At 53.7% G+C, this 26,206-nt stretch carries 17 protein-coding genes; 6 read left to right on the top strand and 11 right to left on the bottom strand.

Features of this window, described 5'->3' with window-relative positions; translation table 11 throughout:
* The first annotated feature begins 202 nt into the window (after nucleotides 1–202).
* Nucleotides 203–1,927, top strand: a complete 1,725-nt coding sequence (locus tag F0P93_RS09615; protein WP_150876153.1) for a tetratricopeptide repeat protein — start codon at nucleotides 203–205, stop codon at nucleotides 1,925–1,927.
* Between the two features lie 17 nt (nucleotides 1,928–1,944).
* Here the strand turns inward: F0P93_RS09615 and F0P93_RS09610 are convergent, their stop codons facing one another.
* The 6 genes from F0P93_RS09610 to F0P93_RS09585 all read right to left on the bottom strand — a co-directional run bounded on the left by F0P93_RS09610 (nucleotide 1,945) and on the right by F0P93_RS09585 (nucleotide 11,206).
* Complete coding sequence (locus F0P93_RS09610; RefSeq protein ID WP_191908768.1) at nucleotides 1,945–3,141, bottom strand: serine hydrolase domain-containing protein; 1,197 nt, start codon at nucleotides 3,139–3,141, stop codon at nucleotides 1,945–1,947.
* Between the two features lie 116 nt (nucleotides 3,142–3,257).
* A complete protein-coding gene (locus F0P93_RS09605) occupies nucleotides 3,258–3,875 on the bottom strand; it encodes a hypothetical protein (protein WP_150876151.1) in 618 nt (205 codons plus the stop codon).
* A 147-nt stretch (nucleotides 3,876–4,022) separates the two neighbouring features.
* Nucleotides 4,023–4,787 (bottom strand): LytTR family DNA-binding domain-containing protein, encoded by a 765-nt coding sequence (locus F0P93_RS09600; protein WP_150876150.1) that lies wholly within the window; start codon nucleotides 4,785–4,787, stop codon nucleotides 4,023–4,025.
* Between the two features lie 167 nt (nucleotides 4,788–4,954).
* Nucleotides 4,955–6,457, bottom strand: coding sequence for a SusD/RagB family nutrient-binding outer membrane lipoprotein (locus tag F0P93_RS09595; protein ID WP_150876149.1), 1,503 nt, complete (start codon nucleotides 6,455–6,457; stop codon nucleotides 4,955–4,957).
* Nucleotides 6,458–6,482: 25 nt separating this feature from the next.
* Nucleotides 6,483–10,067 (bottom strand): SusC/RagA family TonB-linked outer membrane protein, encoded by a 3,585-nt coding sequence (locus tag F0P93_RS09590; RefSeq protein WP_150876148.1) that lies wholly within the window; start codon nucleotides 10,065–10,067, stop codon nucleotides 6,483–6,485.
* A 41-nt stretch (nucleotides 10,068–10,108) separates the two neighbouring features.
* Nucleotides 10,109–11,206 carry a FecR family protein gene (locus tag F0P93_RS09585; RefSeq protein ID WP_150876147.1) on the bottom strand — a complete coding sequence of 366 codons (1,098 nt, stop codon included), beginning with the start codon at nucleotides 11,204–11,206 and terminating at the stop codon, nucleotides 10,109–10,111.
* 311 nt (nucleotides 11,207–11,517) lie between these two features.
* On the opposite strand from F0P93_RS09585, the gene F0P93_RS09580 reads away from it, so the two are divergent.
* Nucleotides 11,518–12,078: an RNA polymerase sigma factor gene (locus tag F0P93_RS09580; protein WP_150876146.1), complete on the top strand. Its 561-nt coding sequence runs from the start codon at nucleotides 11,518–11,520 to the stop codon at nucleotides 12,076–12,078.
* 35 nt (nucleotides 12,079–12,113) lie between these two features.
* On the opposite strand, the gene F0P93_RS09575 is transcribed toward F0P93_RS09580, so the two are convergent.
* Nucleotides 12,114–12,494 carry a hypothetical protein gene (locus F0P93_RS09575; protein ID WP_133299737.1) on the bottom strand — a complete coding sequence of 127 codons (381 nt, stop codon included), beginning with the start codon at nucleotides 12,492–12,494 and terminating at the stop codon, nucleotides 12,114–12,116.
* Nucleotides 12,473–12,889, bottom strand: a complete 417-nt coding sequence (locus F0P93_RS09570) for a HEPN domain-containing protein (protein WP_150876145.1) — start codon at nucleotides 12,887–12,889, stop codon at nucleotides 12,473–12,475. Before F0P93_RS09570 ends, F0P93_RS09575 begins: the two co-directional genes overlap by 22 nt.
* 219 nt (nucleotides 12,890–13,108) lie before the next feature.
* Between F0P93_RS09570 and ffh the strand changes: the two genes are divergently transcribed.
* Nucleotides 13,109–14,428 carry a signal recognition particle protein gene (gene ffh, locus F0P93_RS09565; RefSeq protein WP_114404068.1) on the top strand — a complete coding sequence of 440 codons (1,320 nt, stop codon included), beginning with the start codon at nucleotides 13,109–13,111 and terminating at the stop codon, nucleotides 14,426–14,428.
* Nucleotides 14,429–14,490: 62 nt separating this feature from the next.
* On the opposite strand, the gene F0P93_RS09560 is transcribed toward ffh, so the two are convergent.
* A complete protein-coding gene (locus F0P93_RS09560; RefSeq protein ID WP_225309427.1) occupies nucleotides 14,491–16,173 on the bottom strand; it encodes a S41 family peptidase in 1,683 nt (560 codons plus the stop codon).
* A 181-nt stretch (nucleotides 16,174–16,354) separates the two neighbouring features.
* A complete protein-coding gene (locus tag F0P93_RS09555) occupies nucleotides 16,355–18,412 on the bottom strand; it encodes an acetoacetate--CoA ligase (RefSeq protein ID WP_150876143.1) in 2,058 nt (685 codons plus the stop codon).
* Between the two features lie 188 nt (nucleotides 18,413–18,600).
* On the opposite strand from F0P93_RS09555, the gene F0P93_RS09550 reads away from it, so the two are divergent.
* Entirely contained in the window at nucleotides 18,601–20,544 is a 1,944-nt protein-coding gene (locus tag F0P93_RS09550; protein ID WP_150876142.1) for a pseudouridine synthase, read from the top strand.
* Nucleotides 20,545–20,758: 214 nt separating this feature from the next.
* Here the strand turns inward: F0P93_RS09550 and F0P93_RS09545 are convergent, their stop codons facing one another.
* Nucleotides 20,759–21,469: a response regulator gene (locus F0P93_RS09545; protein ID WP_191908767.1), complete on the bottom strand. Its 711-nt coding sequence runs from the start codon at nucleotides 21,467–21,469 to the stop codon at nucleotides 20,759–20,761.
* A gap of 374 nt (nucleotides 21,470–21,843) precedes the next feature.
* Here F0P93_RS09545 and F0P93_RS09540 point away from each other — a divergent pair, with 374 nt between their 5' ends.
* Both F0P93_RS09540 and F0P93_RS09535 read left to right on the top strand, forming a co-directional pair.
* Entirely contained in the window at nucleotides 21,844–25,323 is a 3,480-nt protein-coding gene (locus F0P93_RS09540; protein ID WP_150876140.1) for a response regulator, read from the top strand.
* Entirely contained in the window at nucleotides 25,320–26,147 is an 828-nt protein-coding gene (locus F0P93_RS09535) for a CheR family methyltransferase (RefSeq protein ID WP_150876139.1), read from the top strand. The genes F0P93_RS09540 and F0P93_RS09535 overlap by 4 nt, the downstream gene beginning before the upstream one ends.
* The last annotated feature ends 59 nt before the right edge of the window (nucleotides 26,148–26,206 follow it).

The raw sequence follows: 26,206 nt of genomic DNA, 5'->3' as shown, positions 1-26,206 counted from the left end.
GATCACCCGTTCGGTTTTCCGGGGCTGTCCACAGCCCGCATTTCTTCGTACATTAGCGTTGGTAATGCCAGGACACGATGCTACTACGGCATCGCCAAAAAAATCAAAGGGCCGTTGTTCCCTTCGTCAAATAGCATAACGGCGGTCGAAACCATTTCGAAGTGATGAGTACGCTTTCATTCTCACACACACACTTGCCAACATGAAACCTTCTATTTTGCTCCTGATCGGCCTGGTGATCAGCCTGATCGAAGCCTGCCAGCCGCAACAAAAGGCTGCGACTGGTGAAACCAGTTCCACCACCATTTCGCACCTGATTTGCCGCACCGAGCCCACCGATCAAAACTGGTATATCTCCGGGCTGAAAGCGCCGAAACTTGATAGCCTGGGAAATCTGCATTTCCCGATCACAACCCGGAATGCGGAAGCGCAACGGTATTTTGATCAGGGCTTTATGCTGTCCTACGGGTTTAATCACGCGGAAGCCGCCCGGTCTTTTTACGAAGCGATGCGCCTGGATTCGACCTGCGCGATGGCACACTGGGGGTTTGCGTATGTGTTGGGCCCCAACTACAACGCCGGGATGGAAAAGGACAATTATGAGCGGGCGTATAGCGCCATTCAGCAAGCCCTTCGTTTATCGGGACCCTGTACGGCCCGGGAAAAAATGCTTATTATGGCGCTGGCCAAACGCTACCCGGCCCAGCCGGTCGATGATCGAAAACCGTACGATATCGCCTATGCCAACGCCATGAAGCAGGTTCACACCCAGTTTGCGGATGATATCGATATGGCCGCACTCTACGCCGAATCGCTGATGGATCTGCACCCCTGGGATCTGTGGGAAAAATCGGGGAAACACAAACCATGGACACCGGAAATTACGAATCTGCTGGAAGATCTGATCCGACGAAACCCCCAACACATTGGAGCCAATCATTTTTACATTCACGCCGTGGAGGCTTCCAAAACGCCGGAGCGCGGACTGAAAAGTGCGGATATTCTGGCCAGTCTGGCGCCTAATGCCGGACATCTGGTGCATATGCCGTCGCACATTTACATCCGCACGGGCCACTACCACAAGGGCTCCCTGACGAATCAGCGGGCCGTGGAGGTAGACAGCGCGTACCTGACGGCCTGCCACGCGCAGGGCTCGTATCCGCTGATGCTCCTGCCACACAACTACCATTTCTGGGCCGCCACCGCTACGCTGGAAGGCAACAGCCAGTGGGCCATGACAGCCGCCCGGAAAGTGACCGAATCGACCAAAAAGAAGCTGATGAGTGAGCCGGGCTGGACCACGCTTCAACACTACTACACCATTGTGTACAACGTCGCCATCAAGTTTTCCCGATGGGACGAAATCCTGCAAACGAGTGAAAAAGATACGGTTACGCTCAAGTATCCGACGGCCATCCGCCACTACGCCCGGGGTATGGCTTTCGCCGGAAAACACCAATTCGAGCAGGCCAGAACTGAATTGGTACAACTCGAAAAACTGGCCGCCGACCCGGAAGTTCGGGCCATGACCATCTGGGACATCAACTCGATGGGTTCCATTCTCGACATTGCCCGCCGGGTGCTAAAGGCCGAACTGCTGACCCGGGAAGGGAAATTGCCCGCCAGCCTGGCCCTGTTGCGCGAAGCGGTAGCCATTGAAGACCAGTTGAATTACAACGAACCGCCGGACTGGTTTTTCTCGGTGCGCCACACCCTCGGTGCGGTTTTGCTGAAAGCCGGGCAGTTTGCTCAGGCCGAGCAGGTGTTTCGGCAGGATTTGCAGGAGTTTCCGAACAATGGCTGGGCGCTGTCGGGGCTGTATAAAGCGCAACAGGGGCAGGGCGCTACGGCCAAAGCCGTACAAACCAAAGCCCGGCTGGACGAAGCCTGGAAACACGCCGACGAAAGCCTGACCGCCGGGATTTGATTTCGTCCTGAGCGGGGTCACCGAAACACCGTTTCCAGCAGGCCATTGATGGCTTCCGGCGACGAAACCAGTGGGTCGATTTGCCCGTAGTTGCCGTTGACACCGTAGACCACCGTCGTTTTTTGTTGCGGAAAATAGAGCATGTTGGCGTAATAACCAATGGCATCTCCGCTGTGGGTATACGCGATTCCGTAAGGCGTTTCAATCCTGAAAAATCCCAAACCGGCGGCTGTTTTGTAGGTTTCCGGTTCCTGTTTGAGCGGTTCTTTCCACTGCATGGCTTCGGCCAGGGTGGCCGGTTTGAGCAGCTTTCCGTCGAATAACGCGTGCAAAAAAAACGCCATGTCGTGCGGATTGGAAATCAGTCCGCCATCGGCCGTGTAATAATCCCAGCCGCTGTAATACGTGCTTTCGACCACATTCAGGTCATTGTACAGATCGACATAACCCCGGATAATCGTTTTCGGAACCGGGTTTCGGGCGGCAAACTGTGTGCTGGTCAGGTGCAACGGCTGGAAGATTTTTTCTTCAAAAACCTGATAAAAAGGCTTCTGTGTGATCTGCTCGATGAGCATTCCCAGCAAAATGTAATTGGTGTTGGAATACCGCATGTCGGTTCCCGGTGCGAAATAGGCTTTCTTCCCGTTCGCATAGGCCAGCAATTCGTCGGGCGACCATTCTTTCTTCAAGTCATTCAACGAAGCCGTCTGGAATTGCAGATTCTGGATGTAATTATATAGTCCGCTCGAGTGATTCAGGAGCTGGCGAACGGTCACTTTCGTGCCATTGTCGAGCTTGTTGAGCACCGAATTCGGCAGGTATTGGCTAACGGCATCATCCAGTGACAGAAGTCCTTCGTCGTAAAGCATCAAAACCGTCACGGCGGTGAACGTTTTCACGGTGCTGCCGACGCGGGTGATGTTGCATTTCTGCAAGGGAATCTGGTTGTAGAGGTCGGCCATCCCGGCGGCTCCCAGCCATTCGTCGTTGACCGGGTCCTGAACGGACAACAGAATGCCCGGTACGCCCTGACGGACTTTCTGGTCGAGCAGGGCCTGAAAACGGTTTCGTTTGGGGTGCGTGTCGCTCTGGTCGTTGAAATCGACGGAACAAGCGAAGGTCGCCGGGGCAATGACTTCCGAGTGGGTGCAACTCAACAGGAAGGCCAGCAGGAAAAGCGGGAAGGATCTGAGTAAAGGGGTGGTTGTGTTCATGGGGGTGTGATGGTTATGTATTTCGTTATTCGCCATTCGGAATTCATGATTCGCTATGCATTGCGTCGATGGAAATAGCGAATACTAAATAGCGAATCATGAATAACGAAGTGGGGTTAACGAAAAGGGAAGAATTGATACCCAACCGCTAGATTGGTGTGCGTCATGAGGGGGATGAAATCCGGAGAAAACGGGTACTCGATCCAGGGTTGATACTGCCCAAAAATCCGGGGAGACCGGGGGCTGTCAGGACGAAGCCGGAACCCGATTTCCAGCGGAACGGAAAGCAGGACGTGGGGCGTCCCCCGGTCTTTTTTCAGGACATAACGCCCCTCTTCCAGCCGGAATTCGTCCTGCGTTCGGAACGTATGCAGATAGCCGATGCCGAGCCCGATGGAAGCATACAGTGAAAGCGGCAATTGCCGTTCATAGCGAAAATCCGTACCCAGAAAAAGGCCCTGCGCTACTTCTTTGTGATGGTAATACCCGGCGGTTAGACCCTGAACCAGGCGGGATGTTGACCGTCGTTTCAACGCCCATTCGGTCCCGATCGACACGCCGGGATGGAGCGGTTGGGTAACCAGGCCGTCGGCAAACGGAATGGACGTGCTTTCGGAAAAAAGGGTCAGGCGAAGGGGGAGCGAATCGCTCGTTTTCTGGGCTAAAACCGGGCTGGCGGCTCCCAGAAAGCCAGCCCATAGAAGCGCCTTCAGGAAGGTCGGAAACTGTTTCATGTGCGAATGAGGGTGTTGTTTACAGTCGGGCCGTTCGGAACGGGATGTCTGAATTGCGCTGCAAAAATACCGGTCTGATGGCGCACAGCGGGGGTTTCGGAGGGAGAATGCAACCCAAACCGGCAAAATAGCCGCTGAAACGGACGGCTATTTCCCCAGCCACGTCAGAAAAACCGTGGCCCGGTCTTTGGAGACATACACCGCTTCCGGAATGGGCGGGCAGAGCGTCACGAGCAGTTTTCGGGTAGGCGTCTGTTCGACGGACTCGATGCTGCGAATCTGGGCGATGACCTGGCGATTCAGCTTGAAAAACCGGGTGGCATCGACCTTCTCCATGACCTCGTCCAGCGTTTCCCACACCACAAATTTTTCCTGTCGGATGCTGACCAGATAAACCACTTTGTCGAGGATGATAAAGTAGGCAATGTCATCCATCAACACCGGTTTTTGGGTGTGTCCTGTGCTGACCAGAAACGACGGTGCCATCTGCGGTTTTTCCAAAACCGGAAGCGGGATCGGCTGGGCGGGAGCGGGCAGCGAAACCAGTGAATGCAGCATGTTCAGCAGCAACAAGAACGTGGCGGAGAGGGGTAATTCGGTCAGAAAAAGGGAGCTAAAATTCGGGCGCAGTTGCAGGAAAAACCGGACGTAAACGACCTCCAGAACCACCAGAACGAGCAGGGGGATTGCAATGCCCCAAAGCACCTGCCACCGGACCCGGTTCGGTCGGTTGGTGGTCCAGGGGTATTTTTGATTCAGTTTTTCCGTCACCCGGTTCAGGTACCAGCCTATGGCAAAGGTGTAGGCCAGGGCGAACAGCACATCGGTGTAGAAACTCGGCAGCCAGATTCGCTCGCGGAACGGCGTATCGTTCGTCACCAGCACCACGGTCAACGCGATGAGGAGATACACCAGCCAGACCCATCGTTTCCTGTGAAAAACCGCGTTCAAATTCCGGAGTTGTTAACCTGAACGCAAAGATAAAAAGGGTTTTAAGACAAAAGAAAAGAGACAAGAGAGTAAAGACTGCGCGAAACGTCTCTACTCTCTTGTCAATGCTCTTTACTCTCAAAGAAAGATTACCGCTTATCCCACCAGACCTTGCTCAAATACGTATCGCCGTTGGCCATTCTCGACGAAGCCTCGTTGTAGTTGGTGGCATTTCGGAGCCGCTCGGTGCTGGAGTACACCCCCCGGCGCGGAATCTGGCCGTTGGTCGTGCCGGGATTCGGACCGGGTTTCAGTTTGGGGTAGCCCGTGCGTCGCCATTCGGCATAGGCTTCGTAATGCCGCATGAACAGGCTGATCCACTTCTGGTTCATGATCTGCTCCAACTGCTGTTCCTCGGTGCCCGTCAGTTTACCTTCCCGACCAATGTATTCCGTAATGGCGGTTTCGGCGATGGCATACGGCTGAATCTGCATCGTGGCCCGAATGGCGGCCTGGTAAAAGCCTTCAGCCTGCGCCGGCGTCAGTCCGCCCCAGCCCAGCAAGGCCGCTTCGGCCTTGAAAAACAGGTTGTCGGAATACGCCAGAAAAACGTACGGGAAGGTGGCTTTCCGGTCGTTGTAAATGGCAATGTTACCGTACGAATAGTCGTCGCGGTTGATGATGACACTTCCGCCCAGGGCAACGCCCAGGCCCCGGTAAATCGGTTTGCCAGCTTTTTTCGAGTTTTCGGTTGGCTCGGCAATGCGCGGCAGACGCGGATCGTTCTTCGCCAGCAGCATATCGATAAACGGAGCCCCCATCTGGTTCAATTCCTTGCTACCATTGTAACCGCCAATAATCGGGTGGTAACCAAACGGATTGCCGTCCTGCGTCACCGTCGGCATGGCCCCGTTGTCGGCGTTGCTTTCGATCAACGGAGCTTTCAGAGCTTCTTCGACGGTTTTGCGGGCCAGGGCGGCATCGGCAAAACGGAGCCGCATGCCCATCCGGAGTTTCAGCGAGTTGGCAAACTTGCGCCATTTGGTAACATCGCCCTTGTACACAAAATCCGCGTTGCCATACGACACATCCGTGGCCGTCAGTTGGGCGACAGCCGCATCCAGCTCCGTGATGAGGGATTTGTAAATGTCTTCCTGCTTGTCATATTTCGGCAGCAGGATCAGGTTGTCGTCGGGCAAACCGGCCTGGGTATACGGAATGTCGCCCCAGAAATCGGTCATGCGTTGCCAGAAATAAATCTCCGTAATTTTGGCAATGGCCAGTTTCGTCCGGCCGGTGGGCGTAGCTTCCTGGCCTTTCAGGAGTTGATTCCGAATCTGCGACAGATTCTTAATGAGTTCATAATGGGCCGTCCAGTTGTTGGTTTCGTAAATATCGCGGTCTTCGAGATACTGCGAAGGGGCTGATAATGAGCCGCTTGCCCACTGCTGTACCCACGAACCGACCTGCCACCAGTTGGTGCCATCGGCCAGAAAACCGCTGAGTTGCGCCTGCGAATACAGGTACTCGGCCGGAACGCTGCGGGGCTGGGTGGGAGAGATGTTGATTTCCTCGAAGTTGTTGGTACAGGCCGATGCCGTCAGGAGCAAACCCAGTACCGAAAAGCGTATTTTTTTAGAGAATCGTTTCATGATTGTGATGCCGTTTGGGTTCCGATCAGAAGTTCAGGTTGAGGTCTACACCAATGGTTCGCAGCAACGGGAGCGAGTGTTGTTCCATGCCCATCGTTCCGGAGTTGACGTTGATGGATGAATTTTCCGGTGAAAAACCGTCGGTATGCCGCTCGATGTAGCCCAGGTTCCGGCCATAGACTGCCAGCGATGCGCCCCGAACCACCTTGTTGTTTTTGAGAATAGCCGATGGAAGCTGGTAGGAAAGCCGCAATTCCCGAATGGCAATGTAGCTGGCGTCGTACAGAAATTCTTCGGCCACCGCGAAACCCTTGTCCGAAGCCACGCGGTTCCAGTAGGCCTGTGCCGTCACCGGAATGTCGTTGGCCTGACCCGTGCTGATCCACTGGTTGCCTTCCCGGCGTGCTTTCACCCCGGCGGCAATCAAACCGCCTTCGCGTCCTTCCAGCGTCCGTTTGGACGTACCGTAAGCGGCTTCCTGCACGCGTCCCTGCGAGAAAATCTGACCACCCTGCCGAATGTCGATCAGGCTACTCAGCGATAAGCCTTTGAACGAGAAGCTGTTGGTAAAGCCGCCAATCCATTTGGGGGTGGCATTACCGATGGATACGGTTCCGATGCTCTGGACAATGGGCAATCCCTTGTCATCGATCAGCCGGTTACCATTGGCATCTTTGAGCCAGGCATAATCAGCGGCTTTCAACTGGCCGTAGGGTTGTCCCGGCGCGGCCACAACCCGGATGTTGCGGTCGGAACCGACCACGATTTCGTTCACGCCGTCGATCAGTTCAAGCACTTTGTTGCGGTTGGCGGAGAAGTTAAAACCGGCATCCCACGCAAAACCGTTCGCCAGTTTGATGGGCGTTCCGGCAATCAGGAATTCGATTCCCTTGTTCTCGATCCGTCCGGCATTGGTCAGTTTGCTGCTGTAACCGGTTGATTGCGAGATGACAATCGGTAAAATCTGGTTGCTCGTTACGGAATGATAATACGTAAAATCCAGGTTCAGGCGGTTTTTGAAAAACCGTAGTTCCGCCCCGGCTTCGTACGACGTTTTTAGTTCGTTTTTCAGGTTCGGGTCCACAATTGTGCTGGTGTAGGTCGCCAGCGGCTGGTTCAGGAACGTGTTGGCATTCAGGCCGTAATAGCCCGTGGTCGAATACGGATCGCCTGAACGGCCGGCCTGCGCGTAGGAAGCCCGGAGTTTGAAGTAATCCAGCGCCGGAATGTTCAGCGGAATCGCATCCGTTACGGCCCAACTCAACCCGACCGATGGGTAGAAAAACGAGCTGTTGGAGATTGGTAAGGTCGACGACCAGTCGTTTCGTGCCGAGACGTCGAGGAACAGGTAATTGCGGAAACCGACGCTGGCCTGCCCATACACCGAGTTGATGATGGATTCGGAAACCCCCAGCCGGGGCGTGTTCAACACCGTCCGACCCACGGCATACAAGCCCGGTATGCTCAATTGCGTGCCGGTATTGCCCGTAATCCGGTATTTGTTGCTCAGGTGATTCGCCCCGAAGTTGGCGTTGATTGAAAAGTCGCCGACTTCTTTGTTGATCATCAGCAAGGCGTCCACGTTTTCGGTTTTGCTAAACTCCACATTCTCAAACACATCCCCGGTTTGCGAGATCCGCGTTCCGACGGCTTTCCAGCCATACTGGCGTTCGTAATACAAATCCGTTCCGTAGCGCACCTGCAGGTTGACGCCCTTCATAAACTCGTAATTGAGCTTGGCGTAGGCAATGATGCGGTCGCGGGTATCTTCGTTGTGCGTGTTGTTGATGGTCCAGAACGGGTTGGATGTCACGGAATTACTCTCAAAGATTTTCTCACCGCCGACAAAATACCCGTTGCCGCCGAGGTCCTGCGAATAGCGAATGTCCTTGGCCGAGTATTCATACCGCTTCAAACCGTCCATGTTCAGGCTACGGGGAACGTACAAAAACCGGTAAACCGGGTTCAGACCGTCGTCACCCACATACGGGCGGTTATTCACAAACTGGTTGACGTAATTGACTTTCGTATCCAGGTTCAGTCCTTTGGCAATGTCCGCCGAAAGTTTTACCGTCACCGAGTTACGGTTCAGCTTGTTGGTGGGCGTAAAACCGTCGTTGGTCAGGTTGGTCAGCGAAAAATAATAGTTCACTTTCTCCCCCCCGCCATCGACGCTCACGGTATTCATGGCCTGTTTTTCCGGACGGAAAAAAGCCGAATAGGGGTCAGCAATGGGCGAATAACTCACCGTATCACCCCACATGTCTTCGACGGTTTGCCCCTGCATTTTAGGTCCCCAGCTTCCGCGTGTCGTCGGATTCCGGCCCGCACTGAGCTTAGGCACACCACCCGTTAATGCTGCATTGAATGGTACAACGACGCCGTTGGCCTGCCGGTAAAACGTAAACTGGCCGTTGTAACCCTGTCCGTATTCGTTCTGATAATCCGGTTTGACGAGCGCGTTGCCGACGGAATAACTGCCGCTGTACTGAATGGAAGGCCGCCGATTCCGCCGACCGGATTTGGTCGTGATAATCACCACCCCGTTGGCACCCAACTGACCGTACAAAGCCGCACCGTTGGGGCCTTTCAGGATGGTCATGGATTCGATGTCGTTGGGGTTGATGTTGGAAATACCATCACCGCCGTCCAGACCGCCCTGCAACTGAAACGAGCTGATGGCCCGGCGGTTGGAGTTGTCGATCGGAACGCCGTCAATCACGTACAGCGGCTGCGAGTTGCCCGACAGCGACGAGTTGCCCCGAATCACGATCCGCGACGAACCGGACATCCCACCCGCCGACGAGGTGACCTGAACTCCCGATACTTTCCCGGACAAAGCCGTACCCAGGTTCGTCACATTGGCCTGCGCCAGATCGCTGCCTTTGATTTCACCGGCGGCATAGGTCAGCGCTTTTTTCTCGCGTTTGATCCCCAGGGCGGTCACGACCACTTCGTTCAGCGTCTGGTCGCCGGGCATCAAACGAACCGTAAGGACACTCTGGGTGCCAACGGTAATTTCCTGTTTGGCATAGCCCACGAAGCTGAAAACCAGCACCGCATTGCCATCGGCCACGTTGAGCTTGAATGCCCCCTGCGCGTCGGTGGTCGTTCCCTGCGTGGTGCCTTTGACGGTGATGCTGACGCCCGGCAAGCCCTCGCCTTTGTCGTCGGAGACCGTTCCCGAAACCGCCTGATCAACGGTCGAGAGGGTGGTGGCGGGTTCGATGGGTTGCAGGTCGCTGGTCTTGCCTTTGGTCAGAATGATGCGGTTTTCGGTTACTTCATACGTGATGCCAAGGGGCGTAAACAGGCGTTCCAGCACACCGGATAGCAGCTCATTGGTCGCGGTCACGGAAAGGTCGCGGTCGACCCGGATGTTTTGCGGGATGTAAACAAATTTGACCTGGGCCTGCTTTTCAATCGTGGCCAAAACCTGTTTCAGCGATTTGTTTTTCAGTTGTAAACTGACGCGCTGGCTGAGCAATTCTTTCGTGGCCTGATCCGGGTTGAACGAAAAACCGGCGTGGCTGACCGTGATCAGCAGGAGCAGGTACGTCATCCGACGGAGGTAAGACCCAAACGGTCGGGTTGGTAGTCGTTTTTTCATGGTTTATAAACTAAAGGTGTCGCATTGGTACTGATTAAGGTTTATTCGCCACATCCGGTTGCCAGGATGAGGACTTTTCCATCGGTTACTTCGTAGGAACCCTGGAGCGATTTGCTGATCAAACGAAGCTGTTCATACAGCGACAAACCGGTCAGGGACGCTGTCAGGCTGCATTTTTGCAGGAGGGATTCATTGTATACAATGTCGATTTCGTACGTTTCCTCGATGCGCCGAAACACTTCGGTAAGCGGAACGTCGTCAAATTCAAAGGAAATCGCAGTGGCGTTTTTAGCGATATAGGCCGGATTTTCGACCAGTTCCTTGCGAAAAATCTCCTGTTTCGCGTTAAAAACCACCTGCTGATTGGGCGTCAGCACCACGCCGGTCACCTCCGGTTTTTCCACGTTGCGCTGTTGCTCCAGTTCTTTTCGGGAATACACCGTCACGCGTCCGGTTCGCACGGCCACCGTCACCTGCGGCAGATCGTCGTAGGCTTTCACCGTGAAACTGGTTCCGACTACGCGCGTCACCACGTCGCGGGCGTAGACCAGAAATGGCACTTTCGGATTGGGAACCACGTCGAAAAATGCTTCCCCCGTCAGCACGACGGCCCGAACCTGTTGTCCAAAACCGGCGACGTGCTGAATCCGGCTGTTGGGCTGGAGCCGAACCGTGCTGCCATCCGGCAACGTCACCCGAACCGGTTTGCTGGTGCGATTGGCCTGCTCCACGACGCCGTCCTTGGGCCGCGCATCCGGCAACAGGCTCGTCAGCAGTTGGGACTTTTGGGGAATCCGCCACACCAGCCAGCCTGCACCCAGCAACACAAGGAGGGTTGCGGCCGCCAGCCACCAGGATCTCCGAAAAACCGGAAGTTTACGGGTTTCCGACTGCTGGCTGACCCGCCGTAAAATCTGCCCGGTTTCGTGCGTGAGGGTGGCCTCGGTCACTTCCGTTTCCGCCCGATTCAGGGCTTCCAGAATGTCTTTGGCAAGCAGGGCTTCCGCCCGGTTCGGCTGCGGTTGCGCCATCCAGCCGGACCAGAAAGCCGAAGCCGCTGCGTCGCGGTTGTAAACCCAGGCGATGAAGGAATCGTCGGTCAGAAAGTCTTCGGCTTTGTAGGAATGATACGCCTGCATGTAACGGGGTGAGTTCTCCGGTCTTGTTTAGGTAGATAGAACGGTTTTGGGAGTTCATACCCAAGGACGTTAACTTTTTTTGCTGAATTGCCCCCAACCTCCTAAAGGTCGGTCGGCCGGTGCCGGGCTTAAGAAGCCGGATGAAAAGCCCGGCACCGGCCGACCGGCCTTTAGGGGGTTGGGGCTGTGAAAGTCACTCATTTTCGCAGCTTGCTGCAAATTTTTACGGATAAACTACTACTTTTTGAGAAGAACGGCATTTGGGTTATCTTCGTGAACTGATTCAGTTGTATGCTTAATTCTCCGTCCGTATGAAAGAAACGATACCGGACCCGGATCTGTGGAATCAGGTTCGAATGGGGGACGAAGTGGCTTTTGAAGAGCTGATCCGGCGTTTCTACCGCCCGTTGCACCACTACGGTTTTAAGTTCACCCGCGACGCTGATTTGCTGAAAGATTGCATACAGGACTTGTTTGTGGAACTCTGGGCCTACCGCCGAAACATTGCGCAGACGGAGTATGTGCGGGTGTATCTGTTCAAATCGTTACGCCGGAAACTGTATAAAGATGCCCTCCGAAGGGGCCAAACAGAGCCTTTTGAAGACGGGATGGCCGACGGTTTTCTTCAGTCCGAGAGCTTCGAAGACGAACTGATCCGAACGGAATTATCGGCCTATCAGCGCAGCCGCCTGGATACGCTCCTGAAAACCCTGACCGACCGCCAGCAGGAAGCCGTTCACCTGAAGTTTTTTGCAGCTCTGCCGAACGATAAAATTGCTGAAGTCATGGGACTCAGTTACCAGTCCGTCGGCAATCTGCTGCACCGCGCGGTAAATAAGTTGCGGGAAGGCTGGCATGGGTTGTTGTTGTGAAAACCGCAGGTGTTTGGGCAATAGGGTATGGTCTATCAATTTACCCGATAAAGCACCGAATCAGGAAACCGCTGACCGTGTATGTAGTTGCCAAAAAATGGAATGTTACTGATTCCGGGTTCAGTATGGATCATGTGTTTCAATTGACGGCACAACGTATTATGCGTATCAATGACTGATACATCACCCAATGAAAGGTCGATTTCATTTTCCTTGATGACCTTGTATATTTTAGTGTAGGCCATTCTTGATCCGTCCCGATCAATACCTTTCATGGCAAACAATAAACGCCAATTTTCGGTATCCGGAAGATTAATCCAGAGAGCAACCGGAATGGAAGCACCCGATGCATCCAGCTTTTCGAGAAGTTTCTTTCCTTCTTCCAGTTGTTTATTTACCAATAGTGCTGTATCCATATTAATATTCCACTAATCGGGTCGGTTACTGAATCAAGTAAATTTTTAGCCTCGGCTTTTGTAATCATTCGATACCGGCTACTTTCGTTCCAGTCTTTCACGATGGTCCAATTGGTAGCGAAGGTGCTGTTGTGCTTTTCCAAATTTAGTCGTTGTGCCTCTAAATCTGCTAGTTTTACCAATTCTTTTAAATCATGGGTATAGCATTTTTGGGCAAAGTTCTTATCCGGAAAATCATGTCTTTTTGTCTTTTGAGCGATACAGGCTTTCAGCGCACATTCTATGGCATATCCAGCCAAATAATAGGCACCACAATAGTTTTTTGTTGATAACAAGACAGCCGCTTCTTTGATTCGTACTTCAGAAATTTGCTTGAGTAGCCTTCCATTCATCATTGCCGCATTTTAATATCTCTTTAGACGATAGATTTGCGATTAAGTCAGCGTTAACCAACCAAACAGGTATTTCCTCCCTCTCCTAAAATTCATTAACTTTGCAATTCTCTGATTCCCTCTGATATTCTCTGATCAACTCTGTGTGAAAATTGGGCCAACTATTACACAGAGCTAATCAGAGAATACCAGCGATAATCAGAGGTAAATAAGCATCGAATCATGTTTGAAAATCTTCAGGATAAGCTTAATCAGGCTTTCAAGACCTTAAAAGGACAGGGTCGGATTACCGAAATCAACGTTGCCGCGACCGTTAAGGAAGTGCGCCGGGCCTTGACCGACGCCGACGTAAACTACAAAGTTGCCAAAGAGGTTACCGACCGCGTCAAGGAGAAAGCCCTCGACCGCAAGGTGCTGATCGCCGTTGAGCCGGGGCAACTGTTCGTCAAGATCGTTCAGGAAGAACTGACCGAACTGATGGGGGGCGAGGCCGAAGGCATCAACCTCAAAGGCGATCCGGCCATCATCCTGATTGCGGGTTTGCAGGGTTCCGGTAAAACGACGTTCTCGGGCAAACTGGCAGCTTTCCTGAAAAAACAGGGCCGCAACGTGCTGTTAACGGCCTGCGACATTTACCGCCCGGCCGCCATCGACCAGTTGAAAGTGCTGGGCGAGCAGGTGGGTGTGGAGGTTTATGCCGAACCGGAAAACAAAAATGCCGTCGAGATTGCCCAGAACGCCCTGGCGCACGCCCGCAAAACCGGCAAGAAAGTCGTCATCGTCGATACCGCCGGTCGTCTGGCCGTGGATGAGGTGATGATGAAAGAGGTGGAAAACCTCAAAAAAGCCCTGAATCCGTCGGAAACGCTATTCGTGGTGGATTCGATGACGGGGCAGGATGCGGTCAATACGGCCAAGACCTTCAACGACCGGCTGAACTTCGACGGCGTGGTGCTGACCAAACTCGACGGTGACGCCCGCGGTGGGGCCGCACTCTCGATTCGGGGCGTCGTCCAGAAACCGATCAAGTTCATGAGTACGGGCGAGAAGATGGAAGCTCTGGACATCTTCTACCCCGACCGGATGGCCAGCCGGATTCTGGGCATGGGTGACGTGATTTCACTCGTTGAGCGGGCGCAACAGGCTTTTGATGAAGACGAAGCCAAGCGCATTAGCTCAAAAATGCGTCAGAACAAGTTCGATTTCAACGACTTCCGGGGGCAGTTGCAGCAAATCAAAAAGATGGGGAACATCAAAGACCTCATCGGTATGATTCCCGGCATGGGCAAAATGATGAAGGATGTCGATATCGATAACGATTCGTTCAAGCCCATCGAAGCCATCATTGGCTCCATGACGCCCATCGAACGCGAACGCCCCGATATTATCGACGGAAACCGCAAAAAACGGATTGCGAACGGAAGCGGTACGTCGATTCAGGAAGTGAACAACCTGCTGAAACAGTTTGACGAAATGCGGAAGATGATGAAGAAAATGAATCAGATGCAGTCGTCGGGCAAGCTCAGTAAAATGATGAAGTAAGCCAAAAGGAGTTGGCCTGTTGGACATAAAAAACCGGGCGGGAATGACCCCGCCCGGTTTTATTATTTGTGGGAAGCATACCCGCCTTTTTCCAGTAACCGCGCCTGATCGAAGAGGGTCAGGGCTTTCTTGTACGTTTCGTCGCCCTCCGACAGCATTTCGAAGAATTCGTTGTTGAGACCGTCGCGGTGGCCCTGCCGCCACGCATACTGTGCGATGTAGGCTTTCAATTGCGTCTGGATGTATTTCTTCGACCGCTTGTATTCGGCTTCGTTAAACTTGATGCCCTGCGCCGTGGCGTCGTCGGTCAGGCGTTTCAGCATGGCGTCTGTGATCACGAAATTCTTCTTGTAGCTGCTAAAACCGTCTTTTTCCAGTTGTTTGCGGTGATCGTTGGCGTATTCCATCGCCTGTTCCCGAACAATGTTTTTGTTGAACAACTGAATCAGATACTTGGTCATGAACAGCGTATCGCGGGGTACGAACACATCAGGTGTGATGCCACCAGCTCCGAAAACCGTCCGGCCACCCGACGTTTTAAATTTGTATTTTGCGTTGTTCTTGATGCTGTCGGCAATGTAATATTCCCCGCTCTTCGAACGGGCTTCCAGTTCTTTTTCGTAATCTTCACCGTGACCGGCCACATACGGTTTCTGAATGCTCCGGCCGCTTGGCGTGTAATACCGGGAGATCGTCAGCCGCAATTCGGAACCATCGGACAGCATGACCGGCATTTGCACCAGCCCTTTGCCAAACGACCGCCGTCCGACAATCAGCGCCCGGTCCTGATCCTGCAAGGCACCGGCCACAATCTCCGACGCCGACGCGCTGCCTTCGTCCATCAGCACGATCACCGGGCCTTCTTCAAACTGACCGGCAATGCGGGCTTTGGTCTGGCGGTCGTAGCGGTCATCCTTGCCATCGGTATACACCAGCAGTTTGTCGCCCGAAATGAACTCATCGGCCAGACTCGTGGCCCGGTCCATGTAGCCGCCGGGGTTGTTGCGCAGGTCGAGCACCATCTGGCTCATGCCTTTTTGCTTCAGGCTTCCCAGGGCTTTCTTGAACTCGTCATAGGTCGTTTCCGAGAACCGGTTTACCTTGATATACCCGGTTTTATTATCAATCATGTAAGCGGCATCGACGGAATAGGTCGGAATCCGGTCGCGTTGCACCGTGAACGTCAGCGGTTTCTTCTCGCCTTTGCGCAGAACGAATAATTTGACGGATGAACCCTTTTTACCACGCAGTTTTTTGAAAACGAGGGCATTGTCCAGTTTGCTACCGGTCATATCGGTCTCGTCGACCTTGATGATTTTATCACCACTCAAGATCCCGGCGGTTTCGGACGGGCCACCGGCCATCGGCGTTACGACATAAACCGTGTCTTTATAAATGTTGAATTCGACGCCGATCCCGTCAAAACCACCTTCCAGTTGGGTGCGGGCGGCCACGGCATCGGTCGGGTTCATGTAGGTGGTATGGGGATCCAGTTTCTCCAGCATTTTGGATATGGAATAATCCACCAGATCGTCCGTGTTGACCGAGTCAACGTAGTTATTCTCAATCAGTTGAAGAACTTCCTTGAACTTTGAATACCCGCGTCCGATGTTGTTGAGGCTTTTTCCGCCACTAAAAAACGTAGCGCCGATCAATACGCCGGCTGCCAGCGTGATGCCCAGGAGCATCGGCAACCGGACGGTCGCCTTGTCGTTCTGAATTTTTTCGCGTTCAGGTTCTCTCATAGTCGTACCCACGGACAGTCGTCCGCAAAACATTCTATAGGTTGTTGATACTAGTTTACTCGAATAATACGCACAAAACCGGACCGCCCGGAAGTCCGTGAGCACTTACTGCATAACGATAAAATACGGGCAAAATGTTTGCCGAAACTGAATGAAAGATATAGAATTTATTCCGACTCTCCTATTTCACCAATAAATCAGATTTCATACTGTCTGCCAACAGAATAAAAGTATCCAGTGCCGACGGATTCCGGAGCGTATCGCGACTCGTCACCCGTTCGGGCGAGATGCCCATCAGAATCTTTTTAACGGGCGCTTCCACTTTTTTCCCGCTGATCGTATACGGTATTTCCGGTACCTGAAAAATGGCGTCGGGAACGTGCCGGGGGCTGTATTGCGTCCGGAGTGCCAAACGGATTCGCTGCGCCATTTCCGCGTTGAGTTCGGTCGCCGGATCGGTGGTCTGGCCTTTGAGCACCACAAAGAGCGGCATAAAATACCGTCCGCCGGGGAGTTCGAGGCAAACCACGAGGCTGTCGGCTACGTCGGGAACGCTCTCGACGGCGCTATACACCTCGCTCGTGCCGATCCGAACGCCGTCGCGGTTGAGCGTGGCGTCGGAGCGACCGTAGATGATGACGGTTTTTCGGTCGGTAATTTTGATCCAGTCGCCGTGCCGCCAGATGCCGTCGTACTGGTCAAAGTAGCTGGATTTGTAGCGCTGGTTACCCGCAGAATCGTTGTGGTTGTCATTCCAGAAATAGATCGGCATCGACGGCATGGGTTCCAGAATCACCATTTCGCCCAGTTCGTTGCGGATCGGTTTCGCGTTTTCGTCGAACGATTCGAGTTTACACCCCAGCATCCGGCACTGAATTTCGCCTTCGTAAACCGGTAGCAGCGGACAACCGCCGACAAAACCGCTGCAAATGTCCGTGCCGCCACTGAGCGACACCAGCCAGACGTCTTTTTTGACCGATTCATACACCCAGCGGAAGCCTTCGGGCGGCAGGGGCGAACCCGTGGAGCCGATGGTTTTGAGGTGAACTAACTTTGAACTTCCGACGTAGGACAGCCCCGCCCGCATACAGGCCAGCAGATACGCGGCTCCTGCTCCGAAATGATTGACCCGCGCGCGCTCGGCCAGATTCCAGAGTACGTCCATGTTTGGATACCCCGCCGAACCGTCGTAGATCACCAGCGTGGCCCCGACCAGCAGCGATGCCACCGAATAATTCCACATCATCCAGCCCGTTGTGGAGTACCAGAAATACCGGTCGCCGGGCTGAACGTCCTGGTGCAGGGCCAGCGCTTTCAGGTGTTCGAGCAAACAGCCCCCGACGCTGTGGGTAATGGCCTTCGGTTTGCCGGTTGTTCCCGACGAAAACAGAATCCAGATTGGGTGTTCGAACGGCACCGGTTCAAAAACCAGGGGAATCGCTGTGTTAGTTTGTAAGACGGAATTCCACAGAATCGACTTGCTGCGGGGGCCGGTCGTCGGTTCGAAATCAGGATCGAGATTAGCTACCCAAACCACTTTTTTCAACGTGGGCAATGCCGTTTGCAAGTCGCTCAGCGCGTCGGTTTTGTCGATCGGTTTTCCGTTATAGTGATATCCGTCGATGGCAAAGAGCACTTTCGGCTCGATTTGTCGGAAGCGGTCGATGATGCTGGGCGTACCAAAATCCGGTGAACAACTCGACCAGATGGCGCCTACGCTGTTGGTAGCCAGAAAGGCCACGACGGCTTCAGGGATGTTGGGCAACACCGACACGACGCGGTCGCCGGGCCGGACGTTGTTTTCGCGTAAGTAGTGGGCAATGGCTGTCACCTGTTGTTCCAGTTCCGACCAACTCAGCGACGTCAGTGACTGTTGTTCCGACTGGAAAAGGATGGCCGGGCGTTCGCTGGTTTTGTTGCGGAAAATGTGTTCGGCGTAGTTCAGCGTGGCTCCGGTAAACCAGCGAGTTCCGATCATGCCCGAAGCCGGTTTTTCGATCACGTCCTGGTAGTCGCGGTGGCTTTGGACATTGAAAAACTGCCAGATGCTGCGCCAGAAATCTTCGAGGTCGGTGGTCGACCAGTCCCACAAGTCGTGGTAATCGCGGAAATACAGCCCTTTCTTGACGAACAACCAGTCGAGGTAGCGTTTCATCTGCGATTGGTCGATCAGGCGCCGGTCAGGTTTCCAGATGGGTTCTTTGGAGTCGGGTGGTATAGAAGTCGTTGCAGAAGCCATTGGTAAGGGGAATCAGAATTGTTGTGAGGTTAGGAATTGTTTCCGGACGAAATGGTGTTCCGTTTCAGAACAAAGACAGAAGTTACATTAAAATACGCTAACTTTGCAGCCCATTTCAGGATGCGTTTTCGAACTGGCTGATAATCAAGAGTGTCTATAATAACTACAGTAGTGATACTGCAACTTTCATGAGCAAAAAAAGAGAAGAACCCCAGGGCCGCCGGGAAGGCAGATCGGGAGGCTACGGTCAGACGGAGACGACGAATAAATTCTACAGCAACGTCGTCAAACGCAAGGACTCCGGAGACCGTAAGGATGAGCGTAAAGAGCGCAGTTTCGATAAACCGGGTTTCGACAAACCGCGGGGAGAACGTCCTGCGTCCGGTGAACGCCGGTTTGATGATAAACGATCGGAACGACCCCGGACGGGTGGCTCAAATTACGCGGGTTCGCGCCCGGATCGTCCGCGTTTTGAACGCAGTGATGATCGTCGGTCGTCCGGCCCGTCATCGGATCGCCCGGATCGGAACCGGGACGAACGTCCGCGCAGCGATAGCCCGCGTGGTGGCCGGTTTGAAGGCGGTGGACCCCGCCGGGATTTTGACCGTCCGCGCGGACCACGGGATGAAAATAAAGAGTTTCGCCGGGATGACCGCCCGGATAACCGCAGCAGCCGGTTTGGCGGTTCGGATTCCCGGGATGACAAACCCCGGTATGGCCGCAACGGCGGTCAGTCGGAAACCCGCAACAGCCGCTTTGGTAGTGAGAAATCGCACGGTGACCGGTCGCGGAATACTGATTCAAGACCGCAGTCTGACCGGCCCGAGCGCCGGGAAAGCCGGTTTGGGTCGGAACGCAGCTACGGTGAGCGCCCTGAACGGAGCCGCGAGGGTGAACCGCGCGATGACCGCAACACCGAGCCCGGAGCCGAACCGCGCGAACGCCGGGAATTTGACCGGCCCCGCCGGGACGACCGCCCGTCTGGCGGTGAGCGCCGGGAGTTTGACCGTCCGCGCCGGGATGATCGCGGATCGCGCGATGAACGTCCCGCCGACCGGGAACGCCGGGATTTCGACCGTCCGCGGGAATCGCGTGACGAAAGCAAAGGATTCAGCCGGGACCGTCGTCCGGGCGACCGGGAACGCCGGGAGTTTGACCGTCCGCGTCAGGAGGATCAACCTTCGCGTTATGACCGTCCACGTCGGGACGATAGCGATGATGCCACCAAACGTAAAATTGAAGACAGCCGGGGTCGTCAGGTAGGCCGTTCGCGGGCACCGGAGTACGACATCGACAAGATGAAGGAGCAGGCACTGGGAAGCCGCGGTTCGCGCGACAAACGACCGAAGCGGGTGGGTCACGAGAAAGTTCGTGAGCAAGCCGGCAGCGGTGACCGTGATAAAAAACCGCGCGATGCCGACTCGGGATTGATTCGCCTGAACCGGTATGTTGCCAACGCCGGGATTTGTTCGCGCCGGGATGCGGATGAGTTGATTGCCAAAGGAGACGTCAGCGTGAACGGCAAAGTGGTGACCGAAATGGGCTACAAAGTGCAGCCGACGGATGTCATCAAATACGGTACCCGGGTTTTGAATCCGGAGAAAATGACCTACGTGTTGTTGAATAAACCGAAAGATTACATCACGACGACGGAAGATCCGGAAGACCGCAACACGGTGATGGATCTGGTGGCGGGCGCCACGCCGTACCGGATTTATCCGGTGGGCCGTCTGGACCGCAACACCACCGGTCTGCTGCTGCTGACGAACGACGGCGAACTGGTCGAGAAACTGACCCATCCATCGAACGAAATCAAGAAAGTATACCAGGTTGAACTCGACAAACCGCTGACCAACGAACATTTCGAAGCGATTCGGGACGGTTTTGAACTGGAAGACGGCTACATCAAACCCGACGATCTGGGAATTGTGACGCCGGATGCCCAGGTGATCGGCATCGAAATCCACAGCGGCCGCAACCGCATTGTCCGCCGGATTTTTGAGCATTTCGACTACGTTGTAACGAAACTGGACCGGACGGTTTACGCGGGCTTGAACAAAAAAGAACTGCCGCGCGGTACGTGGCGGTATCTGAACGAGAAGGAAGTGATTCGGCTGAAATTTCTGTTGTAGAACCTGTTTAGGATTTCACTCCCCTTCAGAATTCAATAAAAAAAAGAATGTAAACCGGGTCGCCGGAGCGATGATGAATGCCAAATGTAAAAGTGCTGGATTGGGAGCTACTTTTACATTTGGCATTCATCATCGCTCCGGCGACCCGGTTTACATATAGCGTTCTTTTCTTACGCAATCCCACATATCCTGTTCGCGGATCGATTTAACCGGCTTACCGCTTGATCAATACTTCGAGCGTTTCCAGCCCCACGGCAATTTGGCGGAACAGATCCGTCAGGCTTTCCCGAACTTCCTGGTCGGTCAGTGCCGGATTTTTCTCGATTTTCTTTAGCCCGGCAGCAATGTCGAGCATGGCGACGGAGTTGAGCGATGAGCGGAAACGGTGGGCCAGGTGGTCGAACTCATCGCGGTTATTCTGGTCCAGAGCCTCAAACAGGGCTTGCTTGTTGATGGGAAGTTCTTCTTTAAAGAAAGCAATCAGGTCGTTGATTAACTCGCGGTCACCGCCGGTGATTTCCCGCAGATACGTTTGATCGACCACCGACGTTTGATCGTCTTTTTGGGGTAAAAACCGCTCCAGAATGGCCTCCAGTTGTTTTTTTTGAATCGGTTTCGCCAGAAAATCATTCATGCCGGCTTCCTGACACCGGGGCCGCACCTCAAATTCCGGATTGGACGTAACGGCCACCACCGGAATCGATAAGCCTAATTCTTCCCGAATCTGCTGGGTAGCCGTCAGGCCGTCCATCACCGGCATCTGGATGTCCATCAGGATCAAATCGACGGTTTCTTTTTTCAGGAAATTCACCGCTTCCAGTCCATTGTTGACCACCACACTTGGAATACCGTATTTGCGGAGGAGGGTGGATAAAAATGTCTGGTTAATAAAATTGTCTTCAACGATCAGAACCCGAACAGTCAAGTCAGTTTTTCTGGTTTGTTGCACACCTGGAGGGTTCATATTCGAAATCGGGATACCGGCAAAATACACAACACTAGTTTCAGGAACAATAGTCTGATATTTTTTAATGATTCTTTGTCTGACAAACTGAATTCCTTACTAGCTTTAGGGAATGGTATGAAATCTACAGTTTTGTAAATGTAGTAACAATAGCGGTACGATTTTTGCCTTTCCGTAATTTATTAAATGGCTGTACAATCGGATTTAATCGTATGCCAACTGGATCGTGTGACTGATGAGCCGGGATTGTTACATCTCGCGTTTGCCACTCATTTTGTGAAAATACTTCGCGCACATTCTGCCTCTGTTGCCCGCCGTTTTGACGCTTCAACTCTATGAAATTATCGTCGACCAACCGGTTGTATATCGGGATTGTTCTGGCCCTTTTTCTCTTTGTCGTGCTGGGTGTCATCGCCTTCCGCACCATTCGAAGTCAGTTTGAAGAAGCCCAGTGGGTTCGGCACAGCTATCAGGTTCTGAAAAGTATTGCCATTACGGAACAGTTGCTGGTTGACATGGAAACCGGTCGGCGGGGCTTCCGGGGCACGAACGAAAAGCGGTTCCTAAAACCGTATTACGAGGCCGTCGGGAAAATCGAGGGATCGGCTGACGCGATTCGAAAGCTGGTGGTCGACAGTCCTGAACAGACGGAGCGGGTGGTGGAAGCCGAAAGGCATATCCGGGAATTATTACAATACTGGAAAGGATTGGGCGATGATGCTGCGCGCTATACAAGAGCCGATATTGTCCGCGTAACCGACGGCGAAAAAGAACGCATGGACCAGGTCCGGAGAGCACTGGACGAGATGATTCGGGCGGAGGAATTGCTCCTGACGAACCGCGAAAAAGAAAGCGATAAAGCCGTAATAACGGCTATTTATGTCTTCAGTGTTGGGGCGGTTATTCTGTTTATTCTGGGAGTTGTCGTTTCTTATCTGTTTTGGTATGAGATGAATAAGCGCCAGAAAGCGGAAGCCCGGCTGGTTCAGAATCTGGAAGAAGTCGAACAGCTCAACCAGGTCAGCATGGAAAAAAACTGGCTGCTGACCGGGATGACGGTGGTAAACGATTCGGTTCAGGAAGTGGGCGAATCGGAGTCGCTGGCGCAGGAAGTCCTGCGAAATCTGACGCGGTACCTCGACGTTCAGGCGGGCGGTTTTTACTGCTACGACGACGAAAAACAACACCTGGAACTGAACGCATCGGTTGCGCTGTCGGCCCACGCAACCCGGTATTATGCGATTGGGGAAGGCCTGGTGGGGCAGTCGGCAACAGAGTCTGATGTGGTGGTGACCAGCCACGTTCCAGCCGATTATTGGGCCATTCAGTCGGGCAGCGGCAAAGCTGTTCCGGGGCAGGTGATCTGTGTACCGCTCTGGTACAAAAAAGAACTGAAAGGCGTGATCGAACTGGCGACGTTCCAGCCGCTGACCCCCACGCAACTCGATTTGCTGAAATCCGTTGCCAACAACATTGCCATTGCGCTGAACGCAGCCGATGCCCGCCGAAGGGTAAACCGCTTGCTGGAACAGGTGCAGGAGCAGAAAGAAATTCTGGAAAACCAGCAGGAAGAACTCCGGCAATCGAACGAAGAACTGACGCGGCAGGCCGAAATTTTGCAGGCATCGGAAGAAGAACTGAAGGTGCAGGAGGAAGAATTGCGGCAGATCAACGCCGAACTGGAAGAGAAAAATGAGGCTGTGGAAGTGGGTCGGCAGACGCTCGCCCTGAAGGCGCGTGAGCTGGAAGAAACCGGTCGCTACAAGTCGGAATTTCTGGCCAATATGTCGCACGAACTGCGGACTCCGCTGAACAGCGTCCTGATTCTGGCCAAAATGCTGTCTGAGAATAAGGCCAGTAATTTGACCGGCAAACAGGTCGAGTACGCCAATGTCATTCACAAATCGGGTTCGGATCTGCTCAATCTGATCAACGATATTCTGGATTTGTCCAAGATTGAAGCCGGAAAAATTGACATGGTGGCCGAAAACGCGACGGTCAGTGGCATGGTCTACGATCAGGAGCAGTTGTTTAGCGTGGTGGCGGAGCAGAAAGGCGTTACCCTCATCACCGAAGTCGACGAGTCGGTGCCACCGGTCTTGTTTATTGCCAAACAGCGACTGGAGCAGGTTATTAAAAACCTGTTGTCCAACGCCTTTAAGTTTACACCCCAACGCGGAGTGGTCACGTTGTCGTTCAACACCAGACGTCCGATGGACGGTTTTGCCAACGAACCCCTCCTGAAAGCCGACCGATGGTTGGTCATTGCCGTTAAAGACACCGGCATCGGCATTTCGCCGGACAAGCAGCAGGTTATTTTTGAAGCGTTTCAGCAGGCCGACGGTTCGACCAGCCGCAAGTATGGCGGCACGGGTCTCGGACTTTCCATCAGCAAAGAACTGGTGAAGCGGCTCGGTGGCGAAATGCGGCTGCAAAGCGAAGAAGGGCAAGGGAGCACATTCACGGTTTATTTGCCGCTGACCGAAGCACAAACCGGCGATCAACCCAGCCCCGTTGCCCCCGAACCGAAAAAAGAAAGCGCACCTTCGACGCCTTTGAACGGAGCGTTACCGCGTTTGCAAAACGGAATTGTTGAACAGAACACGTTGAAAGACGACCGGAATACGCTGGAAAAAGGCGATAAAGTGATGCTGATTGTGGAAGACGACCCCATTTTTGCCGGGGTTGTGCAGGATTTTGCCCGCAGCAAAAAGTACAAAACGATTGTGGCTCTGCGGGGCGATGAGGGGATTTATTACGCCCGAAAATACAAACCGTCGGCCATTATTCTGGACATGCAACTGCCGGTGGTGGATGGCTGGAGCGTTATCAACTGGCTGAAAAACGACGAGAGCCTGAAATCCATTCCGGTGCACGTGATGTCGGCGGCCGACGAGCCGAAACTGGGCATCGGGAGTGCGCTGGCGTACATCCGGAAACCGGTCGAAAAAGACGATCTGGAAAAGGCATTCGAGCGGATCAGCGACCACTTGCAGGGTCAGATCAAGAAGGTGCTGGTGTTGTCGGGCAACTACCTCAACGACGATTCGCTGCGGCAATTTATCGGACAGCGGAAGTTTGATCTGGAATGCGAATACGTCGCCACCAATGCGGAAGCCCTGAAAAAACTGCGGAAAGAACCGTATGACTGCCTGATTGTCGACATGGGGGGCGATCTGGAAAAAGGTGTCCGGCAATTAAAAGACCTGCGGCAAGCCATGCCGATGGAATCGCTGCCGGTGATCATTTACATGGACAAGGATTTGAAACCGGCGGACGAATGGCAGCTCAAAAAACTGTCCGACGTTGTGATTCGGGAGTCGTCGCAGGCCATCGACCGGCTGATGGACGAACTGGAACTCTTTCTGTATAAAGTGCAGGAAGTCGAGAAGAAGGAGTTGCCCAAACCGCTGACCTTAATCAACGACCAGAGCCTGCAGGGGAAAAAAGTGTTGCTGGTGGACGACGACATGCGGAACGTTTTTGCACTGAGTACCTTGCTGGAAGACCAGCAAATGAATGTTCTGACCGCCGTCGACGGCCGGGAAGCGCTGGAAGTATTGCAGCAACACCCGGATACCGACATTGTGCTGATGGACATCATGATGCCCGAAATGGACGGGTATGAAGCCACCCGCCGGATTCGCTCGGATTTGAAACTGCTGCATTTGCCGGTAATTGCGCTGACGGCCAAGGCCATGCCCGGCGACCGCGAAAAAACCATCGAAGCGGGGGCGTCGGATTACATTACCAAACCGATCGACAGCGGCCGGTTATTTTCGTTGATGCGCGTCTGGTTATCCGTTAAAGCATGACCGCGCCGATTCACATTTCAGCGGAGGATCTGGAGGAGGTCGTTCACCTGGTTCGGCGGCAGTATGGCTACGATTTTGGCGACTACGCCCGGGCGTCGCTCCAGCGTCGCGTCATCCGGTGTATGCAGAAAGCGGGCTGTCTGACGGCCTACGAGCTGAAGTACCAACTGACGAACGATGACCGGTTTTTTGCCTGGTTTATCGAGTCGCTGACGGTGAATGTCACGGAGATGTTTCGCGATCCGGCGTTTTACAAAGAATTGAGGAATACCGTGTTGCCGAAACTGGCGTCGTATCCGATCCTGAAAATCTGGCATGCGGGCTGCTCAACCGGCGAGGAGGTATTTTCGATGGCGATCCTGTTGCACGAAGCGGGTTTACTCAACCGGGCTCGCCTGTATGCCACCGACCTGAATCCGGCCAATCTGGAGCGGGCGCGGCAGGGCATCGTGCCGTTGCAGAACATGAAAGAGTATACGTCCAACTACATTCAGTCGGGCGGAACGAACGATTTTTCGTCGTATTATACAGCCCGGTACGAGAACGCGATTATTCACAAGGAATACCGGAAGAACATCGTATTTGCGACCCATAATCTGGCAACTGATCAGGTTTTCAATGAGTTTCAACTGGTTTGTTGCCGGAATGTACTGATCTATTTCAACCGGGAGTTGCAAAACCGGGTCATGACATTGTTCAGCAACAGCCTGGCTCCGCTGGGGTATCTGGCGCTGGGCATGAAAGAATCGCTGCTGTTTTCGGAAGCCCGGGACCAGTTCGATGTCGTGAGTCCGGCAGTTCGGATTTACCGGAGTAAGTTATAAATGGTCGGTATACGGTTTACAGTTTTCGGTCGCTGGCGCGTGCGGCTTCGAATGCGTCA

It is taken from the genome of Larkinella humicola (genome assembly GCF_008727875.1).
Lineage (GTDB): Bacteria > Bacteroidota > Bacteroidia > Cytophagales > Spirosomataceae > Larkinella > Larkinella humicola.
The sequence above is the reverse complement of the archived record's forward strand: the minus strand, read 5'-3'. Positions and strand labels throughout refer to the sequence as shown.

Bases quoted from the DNA above. Each gene is read 5' to 3' on its own strand.
- F0P93_RS09615 (WP_150876153.1), top strand. From the start codon at position 203: ATGAAACCTTCTATTTTGCTCCTGATCGGCCTGGTGATCAGCCTGATC.
- F0P93_RS09610 (WP_191908768.1), bottom strand. From the start codon at position 3,141: ATGAACACAACCACCCCTTTACTCAGATCCTTCCCGCTTTTCCTGCTG.
- F0P93_RS09605 (WP_150876151.1), bottom strand. From the start codon at position 3,875: ATGAAACAGTTTCCGACCTTCCTGAAGGCGCTTCTATGGGCTGGCTTT.
- F0P93_RS09595 (WP_150876149.1), bottom strand. From the start codon at position 6,457: ATGAAACGATTCTCTAAAAAAATACGCTTTTCGGTACTGGGTTTGCTC.
- F0P93_RS09590 (WP_150876148.1), bottom strand. From the start codon at position 10,067: ATGAAAAAACGACTACCAACCCGACCGTTTGGGTCTTACCTCCGTCGG.
- F0P93_RS09585 (WP_150876147.1), bottom strand. From the start codon at position 11,206: ATGCAGGCGTATCATTCCTACAAAGCCGAAGACTTTCTGACCGACGAT.
- F0P93_RS09580 (WP_150876146.1), top strand. From the start codon at position 11,518: ATGAAAGAAACGATACCGGACCCGGATCTGTGGAATCAGGTTCGAATG.
- F0P93_RS09575 (WP_133299737.1), bottom strand. From the start codon at position 12,494: ATGGATACAGCACTATTGGTAAATAAACAACTGGAAGAAGGAAAGAAA.
- F0P93_RS09570 (WP_150876145.1), bottom strand. From the start codon at position 12,889: ATGATGAATGGAAGGCTACTCAAGCAAATTTCTGAAGTACGAATCAAA.
- ffh (WP_114404068.1), top strand. From the start codon at position 13,109: ATGTTTGAAAATCTTCAGGATAAGCTTAATCAGGCTTTCAAGACCTTA.
- F0P93_RS09560 (WP_225309427.1), bottom strand. From the start codon at position 16,173: ATGAGAGAACCTGAACGCGAAAAAATTCAGAACGACAAGGCGACCGTC.
- F0P93_RS09555 (WP_150876143.1), bottom strand. From the start codon at position 18,412: ATGGCTTCTGCAACGACTTCTATACCACCCGACTCCAAAGAACCCATC.
- F0P93_RS09550 (WP_150876142.1), top strand. From the start codon at position 18,601: ATGAGCAAAAAAAGAGAAGAACCCCAGGGCCGCCGGGAAGGCAGATCG.
- F0P93_RS09540 (WP_150876140.1), top strand. From the start codon at position 21,844: ATGAAATTATCGTCGACCAACCGGTTGTATATCGGGATTGTTCTGGCC.
- F0P93_RS09535 (WP_150876139.1), top strand. From the start codon at position 25,320: ATGACCGCGCCGATTCACATTTCAGCGGAGGATCTGGAGGAGGTCGTT.